8 protein-coding genes and 2 pseudogenes are annotated in these 5,071 nt (G+C 57.1%); 3 read left to right on the top strand and 7 right to left on the bottom strand.

What is annotated here, in order from left to right:
• Window positions 1-344 precede the first annotated feature (344 nt).
• On the top strand, window positions 345-515 hold the full coding sequence (locus M3436_18950) for a hypothetical protein (protein ID MDQ3566074.1): 171 nt from the start codon (window positions 345-347) through the stop codon (window positions 513-515).
• Window positions 516-538: 23 nt separating this feature from the next.
• On the opposite strand, the gene M3436_18945 is transcribed toward M3436_18950, so the two are convergent.
• Window positions 539-1,090 carry a Uma2 family endonuclease gene (locus tag M3436_18945; GenBank protein ID MDQ3566073.1) on the bottom strand — a complete coding sequence of 184 codons (552 nt, stop codon included), beginning with the start codon at window positions 1,088-1,090 and terminating at the stop codon, window positions 539-541.
• A 311-nt stretch (window positions 1,091-1,401) separates the two neighbouring features.
• Window positions 1,402-1,848: pseudogene (locus M3436_18940) on the bottom strand (cobalamin-dependent protein).
• A 258-nt stretch (window positions 1,849-2,106) separates the two neighbouring features.
• Between M3436_18940 and M3436_18935 the strand changes: the two are divergent.
• Window positions 2,107-2,394 carry a hypothetical protein gene (locus M3436_18935; GenBank protein ID MDQ3566072.1) on the top strand — a complete coding sequence of 96 codons (288 nt, stop codon included), beginning with the start codon at window positions 2,107-2,109 and terminating at the stop codon, window positions 2,392-2,394.
• Here the strand turns inward: M3436_18935 and M3436_18930 are convergent.
• The 5 genes and pseudogenes from M3436_18930 to M3436_18910 form a co-directional block, all read right to left on the bottom strand.
• A pseudogene (locus M3436_18930) lies at window positions 2,328-2,538 on the bottom strand (addiction module protein). The gene M3436_18935 and the pseudogene M3436_18930 overlap by 67 nt on opposite strands.
• A 364-nt stretch (window positions 2,539-2,902) precedes the next feature.
• Complete coding sequence (locus tag M3436_18925; protein MDQ3566071.1) at window positions 2,903-3,322, bottom strand: helix-turn-helix domain-containing protein; 420 nt, start codon at window positions 3,320-3,322, stop codon at window positions 2,903-2,905.
• Window positions 3,319-3,501: a type II toxin-antitoxin system HicA family toxin gene (locus M3436_18920; protein ID MDQ3566070.1), complete on the bottom strand. Its 183-nt coding sequence runs from the start codon at window positions 3,499-3,501 to the stop codon at window positions 3,319-3,321. Before M3436_18920 ends, M3436_18925 begins: the two co-directional genes overlap by 4 nt.
• A 705-nt stretch (window positions 3,502-4,206) precedes the next feature.
• Entirely contained in the window at window positions 4,207-4,551 is a 345-nt protein-coding gene (locus M3436_18915; protein MDQ3566069.1) for a type II toxin-antitoxin system PemK/MazF family toxin, read from the bottom strand.
• The gene (locus M3436_18910; GenBank protein ID MDQ3566068.1) at window positions 4,542-4,787 is read right to left on the bottom strand and encodes a hypothetical protein; all 246 of its coding nucleotides are present in this window, start codon (window positions 4,785-4,787) and stop codon (window positions 4,542-4,544) included. Before M3436_18910 ends, M3436_18915 begins: the two co-directional genes overlap by 10 nt.
• Window positions 4,788-4,987: 200 nt before the next feature.
• Between M3436_18910 and M3436_18905 the strand changes: the two genes are divergently transcribed.
• Window positions 4,988-5,071 (top strand): DUF4372 domain-containing protein (locus tag M3436_18905; protein ID MDQ3566067.1); only part of this gene is annotated, 84 nt, incomplete at its 3' end.

Genomic DNA, 5,071 nt, shown 5'->3' with positions numbered 1-5,071 from the left:
GTCATGGGCACTTCGCTCTATCTCCGCGACCATGCCTTTTTGAAGGCCTATTCAAAAATCCCCGCATGATGTACTTTGTCAAATGCAAAGAAGTCACGGCGGAAGACTCTATACCCGGCAGGCGTTGGGCTTCAGAGAAAGGGGGGAGTTGAGGGCAAACAAATCGTTCCAGGTGATTCAGGAGCGGAATGGGAAATCGACGCGAAGGGAATAAAGGGTGACGGAGAAGGTTTCCTAATTGATGAGGAAAAGGGTAGCAGGCCCAACCAGGCGCTGCACCAGAGCGCCTCCCACGTCGGCGCCCGGTCAGCTTGGCCGTTGGGCGTCTAAAAGGAGATGACATCATGGCAAGATCAGTTGTGGACTTTTTCGATGAGGCATCAGCGCTAACCCCCTTGCTTACGCGATTCGGAGCCGCTCAGCCCACCGACGGCCGCGCCTGGGAGGCCGATTTCGGGCCCAAGCAAGGCTGGGTCGAAGAACGAGACCCCGCCGGATCCCGGAGGCGGGGTTGAGCGAGCGCCGCTCGGGCGCCCGCTCAAGGCAGGAGATCGGCTACCGCGACCGCCCGGCTCGCCCCGCTCGGCACGAGCGTTTCACCTTTTTTTACAATACGGTGCTCAAGATAATCTGAGCCTTGCGGGCTCCGGTAGACCTCGAGCACGCCCTGGTTGAGGTTGACCAGCCAGTATTCCGGGACCCCATTCCGGGCATACAGCTCCCGCTTTGTGGAACGGTCGTAGGCGAGCGTGGTGTCGGCGATCTCCACGAGGAGCACGGCGTTGCTCGGGTGGCTCGTGAGGAAGTCCCGCGGCCTGCCCGGGACGATCGCGAGATCGGGCTCCGGTGCCGAGCCGGCGTCCAGGGCTACGGGAGACTGGATGCGGACTACATAGCCGTCTCCGTACGCACGGCGCAAGGCGTCGTGCAGGAGGCAGAGGGCCACCGCGTGCGGTTCGTTCTGAGGCGCCATATCCACGATCTCCCCGTCGATCAACTCCAGGCGTTGGTCGGGCTCGAAGCCTCCTAGCCGCACTACACGCTCATATTGCTCGCGCGTCCAACGATGAGGCTTGGGAAGGGTGCTCATGACAACTCAAACATAGTCTCACGGTCGACCTGAAACAAGCAACCGGCGGCCGAGAGGCTGGGAAGAAGGCCGGCGCGGGCTGTCTCCCGGGTTCGGGCCGGGGCGTAGTCGATGGCTTCATCGGGTCGCTCGAGCTGCGTGGACCCGCCGTAATCAGCGGTCATGACGTAGAGCGAGACGTCGGCGAGCCCCACGATCTCGGTGCCTCCTTGCCCCGCGCCGGCGGTCTCGATGAGCGACAGCGTGCGGCCGACCGCGCGGATGTCTTCCCGGCCAAAGCGGCGCGGCGCGGCATAAGCGGATTTCAGTGCGCGCGCACGGGCGATGATGTCCTTGGCCATGCCTTCGAGACCAAGCCGCTGGCCGTCCTCGGGCAGATAGATCTTCTCCACCCCATAGGCCTCGAGGGTCTTCGCCTCCTCGTCCGTGATGGTTCCCCCGCCCCCGGCAAAAACCCGGATCTCACCGGCGCCTGCGGCTTTCAGGGAATCCATTAAATAGCGGAAAAACTCCAGATGTCCGCCCTGATAGGAACTGACCGCGATCCCGTCGGCATCCTCTTGCAGCGCCGCGCGCACAATGTCCTCGACGCCCCGGTTGTGGCCCAGATGCACCACTTCCGCCCCTTGGGCTTGCAACAAACGCCGGATGATGTTGATGGCGGCGTCATGGCCATCGAAAATGGAAGTCGCGGTGACGAAGCGCAGCGGCGCTTGGGCCACGAGCCTCGGGGACGAGGGTTGAGTAACGCTTGCCATCGCACCTACCTCTGGGGACACGCCCTAGTTGCGGAGCGGCCTGGTTTACAAGATAAGACCCCTCATTCCCGGCGGTGTTCCGGCAGACGGCGACCAAGGTCCCCGCTGCTGCAAGGGCCGATCACGCGCCGGCACAATTCGTGTCGGAAATGGTTAAGGGTTCGATACTGATGTTAGCGGTTACCCTGCGCACGTCTACGCCAATGCTTCGGATCCCGCGCATGGTGCATGACTGCAATGACGTTTAATGAACTCAGAATGCGCAAAGAAAAAGATGCCGTATGGAAAACGATGGACGATAGCCCGACGGATGAGACCACGCGCGCAAGGAAACTGGTTTGGGCCAGCTTGGACTTGTTCCAACTTGGCATCGACCGCCTCCATGAACTCCGCACCCAAGCCAGAATACTGTTTCTCGTGCCACTGAAACGCTTCAGCGAGATCATCCAGCGCTTCAGGTCGGAAAATGATTGGCAGGCTCACGCGCCACCGAGGATACGGCGCTTGACCTCCTCCCAGGGAATGCCTTCAGAAGGATTGGCCTGATATGCGGCGATCCGCCGATCAAGCTCTTCAGCCTGCCACGACTTGCTCGGGGTGCTCCGCAACGCTGTCCCAAATGGCTTCGACGATGCGAATGCGTTCCTGAACGGGAAGTTTTAGGACTTCAGAGAGATTGATAGTGCTCATATGACTCCCGATATACCAGTTTTTTTCTAACAGGATACTCTGCCTACGCTTAGCCCGTCTTGTTCGCAGACTCTCGGCTACTCCGCCACGGACCCAAGGCTCGATACGGAAATTGTCAATGTAGTTGTCGCTTCGGTTATTAACACCTAAGCGGCGATCTCTGCTTCTGTGTTGACCTTCTTTTGGATCGGTATGTTACCGAGGTGATGCTCTGGATTCAGATGAACGATTTGCATCCGTTGCCAGTTTCGCGTCGGTCCCGACCAGCGGCGCGGATGCTCCGCGTGAGCGGCCTCGTAGGGCATTTTGCGTTGTGCGAGAACGTGCGTACCTCAGCGCATTCTGTCGCGGGGCTACCTAACGCCTAGCGCAACTCGATCACCAACCGCTTGCCCAACACTTTCGCCGCCTTCTGCAACTTCGAAAGGGTGGTGTTGGCGTCCGGTTGCTCTATCTTCTGGTAGGCTTGCCAGGTGGTCCCCATCGCTTCGGCAACCTCGCCTTGTGAACGTGAAGCGCGCGCCGTCCGTAACAATAGCGCGGCCTGAACCTTGGCATCGGGCGCTATCAAGTAAATGTCCTTTCCCTTTCGGCTGGAAGGTTCGGGGATCGGCGCGCCGTGTTCAATGCAGGAGGCTAAGAGTGCGCTTAATACGTCCGCTGCCATATCCTGAGCTTCCAGCAGTGTATTGCCGAAGGTGAAGCCATTCTCTAGGTCCAGGAATTGGACGTAATAGACCCTGTCCTCTCTCCAAATTCGTGCTGGATAGAGTGCTGCGTTCATGTCAATTTTACGCCCGTAATTCGTTCAATGCTTTTTAGTGTGCCGATAGGCAGATCCTTTGCTCCATGCACGGGAACGGGCACCGTCTTACCGTCCCGCTTGAGAATGCAATGCTTCGTCGTCCGGTCGATAATCCAGCCCGCCGTCTTAAGTGCCTTGATAACCTGCTTGCTATTCATTATACAACCTTTAGGTTGTTATTATCCGCCTAGCGATTGATTATCGCCACCCCCGAGGCGCGGCAAATCCGCCCTTGACGACGGCCGGCTAATGGGCGTCCCCTAATTCCTCAAGTCCACATCGCCCTCTTTGAATTCGTTCGCGAGGACCAAGGTCTGCAAGAGCGCTTGGCGATCCATCGTCGCAGATTGGAGTATCAGAATAGCCAACGCCCCAGCAAGCCCGAAGCTCCGATCACGTTTAATTCCAGACCATCCTACCCAGGGAGTCCCGCTGCGAGGACGCCGATTGGACGCTATTGACACTACGTAAAATCCCGTACAACGCAGTGTGATGTCCCATTAAGGACTTGCAGGATTAACGTATCCTTGTCGCGTCATTCTGTACCTGGATTGTACGGAATCCAGGGCCATGGAAGGTGTCCCGTTCACGTCCCTGTCCCTGCGGTGGCGTGAATATGTAGTGAAATCGCCGGTATAAAAGTATGTAAAGAGCCCGCGGCCGAAAGGACAAGGAGCAGAAATAGCAAGATGGTAGTAAGGCAAGCGAAAGCCCTGGTTAAGGAGTGTTCAAAGACGGTTGAGAATTTCGTTTCACGCGCAATCCGGCTTGTCCGACTCGTTGGTAGCCGAGAGCTCATCCCGATAGACCGCGGTCGTGCTGGTGACCTCAGTGGCTGGCCTTATAGGCGTAGGGGTTGGAGACTAGAGCGCCAGCACCAACCTCAGACCTTCGTCGATTTCTCTTTGTTTGGACGGGCTAATGCGGCCGACGTGCTCTGACAAAAAAGACTTATCCAGGGTGATCAGCTGCGACACGTTGACCACGGATTCTTTCTTCAAACCACTAACCCCCTGCGCCAGGCGCACGTTCCCCGGAGCTTGCGATAGCTTGAGATTAGAACTAATAACCGCCGCAATTACGGTGTTGATCCGGCTGCGGTTGAAAGCATCCGCTTGGATGATCAACACCGGACGGCGATAGCCTGGCTCAGAACCCATCGGCTTTTGCAGCGACGCCCACCAGATCTCACCCCTCTTTACCACCACTTTTCTTTTGGTATGGACTGCGCCTGGAGATCCACTAGCTCCGCGTCTATTCCGTCCACGCTTTCGTCACCACGATAAATTTCATTAAGCTTTTCGGTTAGTGCTTCGTCTGAATATTTGGTGATAAATTCGGCTAAGGCTTTTTGGTATAGCTCGCTACGCGATACGCCCAATCGATTCGCTAATTTCTCGGCAGCCTCAAACTGCACATCTGAGATCGAAATTGCCGTTTTCATAAATTATAGTATAACTCACTGCTGTCCCAACGTTGAGCGCCAAAGGCGCGGTAACGACCTGATGGACGATGGATAATTCATGTTTTTGGCTGGTCTCGATTTGAAGTTGAGTGGTTACATCTGCGAACCTGCGATGTTTTCCATCATGGGGGGAGCCGATGAACCAAGGCAAATACGTTTTTGCTCAGATCATGGAGCATATGCCGCTCAGTACGTTCAGGCGCTGCGTGGATCGCTATGGTGGCCAACACAAGGTCAAGCGCTTCTCCTGCCTGGACCAGTAT

Source organism: Pseudomonadota bacterium (assembly GCA_030859565.1).
Lineage (GTDB): Bacteria > Pseudomonadota > Gammaproteobacteria > JACCXJ01 > JACCXJ01 > USCg-Taylor.
Note: the sequence above shows the minus strand (reverse complement) of the source record. Positions and strands in the feature narration are given on the sequence as shown.

Bases quoted from the DNA above. Each gene is read 5' to 3' on its own strand.
- M3436_18935 (MDQ3566072.1), top strand. From the start codon at position 2,107: ATGCGCAAAGAAAAAGATGCCGTATGGAAAACGATGGACGATAGCCCG.
- M3436_18925 (MDQ3566071.1), bottom strand. From the start codon at position 3,322: ATGAACGCAGCACTCTATCCAGCACGAATTTGGAGAGAGGACAGGGTC.
- M3436_18950 (MDQ3566074.1), top strand. From the start codon at position 345: ATGGCAAGATCAGTTGTGGACTTTTTCGATGAGGCATCAGCGCTAACC.
- M3436_18945 (MDQ3566073.1), bottom strand. From the start codon at position 1,090: ATGAGCACCCTTCCCAAGCCTCATCGTTGGACGCGCGAGCAATATGAG.
- M3436_18920 (MDQ3566070.1), bottom strand. From the start codon at position 3,501: ATGAATAGCAAGCAGGTTATCAAGGCACTTAAGACGGCGGGCTGGATT.
- M3436_18910 (MDQ3566068.1), bottom strand. From the start codon at position 4,787: ATGAAAACGGCAATTTCGATCTCAGATGTGCAGTTTGAGGCTGCCGAG.